Raw genomic sequence first — 2,660 nt, 5'->3', positions numbered from 1 at the left:
GGCCGCCCTGGGCGCCGGCGATCTCGCGGTGTGGGCGCCGGCGGAGGCCGCCGGGCTGGTCGTGCTCGCCGATGAGGCGATGCGGGTCGACTGTACGTGGAAGGTGCCCTCGGCGGCGCCCTGCTCGATGAGTTCGCGGAAGCGGCGCTCGTAGTCACTGCGGCGGCCGAGCACTCGGTCCTGGTCGGGCTGCTCCAGGCTGCCGATCTCGCGGTTGCCGACGAAGGCCTCGAGACGGTGGCGGGCGTGGTAGCGAATGTGCGCCTCCACGGAGCGGCGCAACCGTTCCCGGACGTCGTCGGCGCCCGTGACGGCGACGATGTTGTCGGCGATGAGCTGTTCCATGGTGCCGATCATGATCTCGGCCAGCAACTCCTGTTTGGAAGCGACGTGCTTGTAGAGGCTCGGGCCGCGGATGCCTACGGCGGCCCCGATGTCGGCCATGGTGGTGGACCGGTAGCCCTGTACGGCGAACAGCTGCAGCGCGGCCTGCCGGATCGCCGACCGGCGGTCGGCGACGGGCGTGTCCTCCGGCCGTGCCGGCCGGTGCGGCCGCTCGTAGGACGCGGCGTGCGAGCCGTCTTGGACTGAGCCCATATGGCCTCCTGAAGCTATCGAGCATTAGCCCGAGAACACCTACTGGCACTGCAACTATATCCAGAACCCTTGACATGTGAGCCTCTTCACCCTTCTGATGGCTAATGGTCAGTAGCCAAGCTCGGGGAGTGAACATGCCCATCGGGTTCGAGATCGACGAGAGGGTCGCCGCCATCACGCGGCGCACCTCGGAGTTCGTACGGAACGTGGTGATACCCGAGGAGCAGGCATGTGACGGGAACGTCCACGCCGGACCCGAGGCGCTGCGCCGCCGGCTTCAGCAGGCAGCCCGCGATGCGGGGGTCCTGGCACCGCACATCGGCGCCGAGTGGGGCGGGCTCGGGCTCGACCTGTGCGGCCAGGCAGTCGTGTTCGAAGCGGCCGGGTACTCGCTGCTGGGACCGCTGGCGCTCAACTGCGCGGCACCCGACGAGGGCAACACGCATCTGCTCGACGTGGTTGCCACGAAGGAACAGAAGGAGCGCTACCTGCGGCCGCTGGCCGCGGGTGAGGTCCGGTCCTGCTTCGCGATGACAGAGCCCGCGCCCGGCGCCGGATCCGATCCGCGCGCCCTCGCCACCACCGCGGCCAGGGTCGACGGCGGCTGGCGGATCGACGGACGCAAGTGGTTCATCAGCGGCGCCGACGGGGCGGCCTTCGCCATCTGCATGGCCCGCACCAGCGGCGGACCGGGCGACGCGGGCGGCGCGACGATGTTCCTCGTCGATGCCGACAATCCGGGAATGAAGATCGTCCGTAACATCGACACACTGGACCAGGGCCTGTTCGGCGGACACAGCGAGATCGTCTTCGAGGGCTGCGAAGTCGCCGACAGTGCCGTCCTGGGAGAGGTGGACCAGGGATTCACATACGCGCAGGTGCGCCTCGGGCCCGCCCGGATGACGCACTGCATGCGCTGGCTCGGCGTGGCACGGCGCGCACAGGACATCGCCCTGGAGCGTGCGACGGAGCGTTCGGCCTTCGGCAAACCGCTGGCCGAACTCGGCATGGTGCAGCAGCTGTTGGCCGACTCCGAGATCGACATCGAGACCGGCCGTGCGGTGCTGTGGCGGGCCTGCTGGGAATTGGACCAGGGTCGCTCGGCCGCCCAGCACACCTCGATCGCCAAGACGTACGTCTCGGAGGCGGTCAACCGGGTGGTCGACCGGTCCGTGCAGGTGTGCGGCGTGCTCGGCATCTCGGGGGACTCCCCGCTGTCCCGGCTGTACCGGGAGGTGCGCCCGTTCCGGATCTACGACGGTCCTTCCGAGGCCCACCGGTGGGCCATCGCCAAGCGTGCGGTACGGGCGGCGCGAGAGCGGCTGGCCGCACAGTGACCGCATCCGAGGCGGCCGTGGTCGGCGTCGACGTGCCCGCGCTGCAGCGGTACTTCGAACATCATGTCCCCGAGTGCGCCGGCCCGTTGAGGATCCAGCTGCTCCAAGGCGGGCGCTCCAATCTGACGTACGAGGTGACCGACGGGACACACCGATGGGTGCTGCGCCGGCCCCCGTTGGGTGTGCTGACCCCCACGGCGCACGACATGGACCGCGAGTACCGCGTCGTCGCCGCCCTCGTCGGCACCGGGGTGCCCGTCGCGCGCGCGGTGCTGTCGTGCCGGGACCCGGAGGTGATCGGCGCACCGTTCTGCATCGTCGACTTCGTGGAAGGGACGGTGCTGCGCGACGGCGACGACGCTGCCGTACTGCCGCCCGGCAAGGCGCGAGGAGCCGCTGACGCGCTCGTGGACGCCCTGGTGGCACTCCACTCCGTCGACGCCTCCGACGTCGGGCTCGGCGACTTCGGCCGACCGGACGGCTATCTGGAGCGTCAGGTGAGGCGCTGGCGCGGGCAGTGGGAGAAGGTCGCCACGCGTTCGCTGCCTTACGTCGACGAGCTGCACGGCAGGCTCGCCCGCGCCGTCCCCGTGAGTGGCGCTCCGACGATCGTGCACGGCGACTACCGCCTGGACAACACCATCCTGGCGCCCGACGGCTTCGGCCGGATCGCGGCAATCGTCGACTGGGAGATGGCCTGAGGGGGTGGCGGTTGCTGCGGTCAAT

3 protein-coding genes are annotated in these 2,660 nt (G+C 70.1%); 2 read left to right on the top strand and 1 reads right to left on the bottom strand.

What is annotated here, in order from left to right; genetic code table 11:
- On the bottom strand, positions 1 to 597 hold a 597-nt coding region (locus ABZ646_RS44560), incomplete at its 3' end, for a TetR/AcrR family transcriptional regulator (protein WP_360532928.1).
- A 134-nt stretch (positions 598 to 731) separates the two neighbouring features.
- On the opposite strand from ABZ646_RS44560, the gene ABZ646_RS44555 reads away from it, so the two are divergent.
- Positions 732 to 1,934 (top strand): acyl-CoA dehydrogenase family protein, encoded by a 1,203-nt coding sequence (locus tag ABZ646_RS44555; RefSeq protein WP_360532925.1) that lies wholly within the window; start codon positions 732 to 734, stop codon positions 1,932 to 1,934.
- Positions 1,931 to 2,635: a phosphotransferase family protein gene (locus ABZ646_RS44550; RefSeq protein WP_360532922.1), complete on the top strand. Its 705-nt coding sequence runs from the start codon at positions 1,931 to 1,933 to the stop codon at positions 2,633 to 2,635. Before ABZ646_RS44555 ends, ABZ646_RS44550 begins: the two co-directional genes overlap by 4 nt.
- Positions 2,636 to 2,660: the final 25 nt, after the last annotated feature.

The sequence above is a fragment of the Streptomyces sp. NPDC007162 genome (genome assembly GCF_040634175.1).
GTDB lineage: Bacteria > Actinomycetota > Actinomycetes > Streptomycetales > Streptomycetaceae > Streptomyces.
This window is presented reverse-complemented; position numbering and strand designations above follow the sequence as displayed.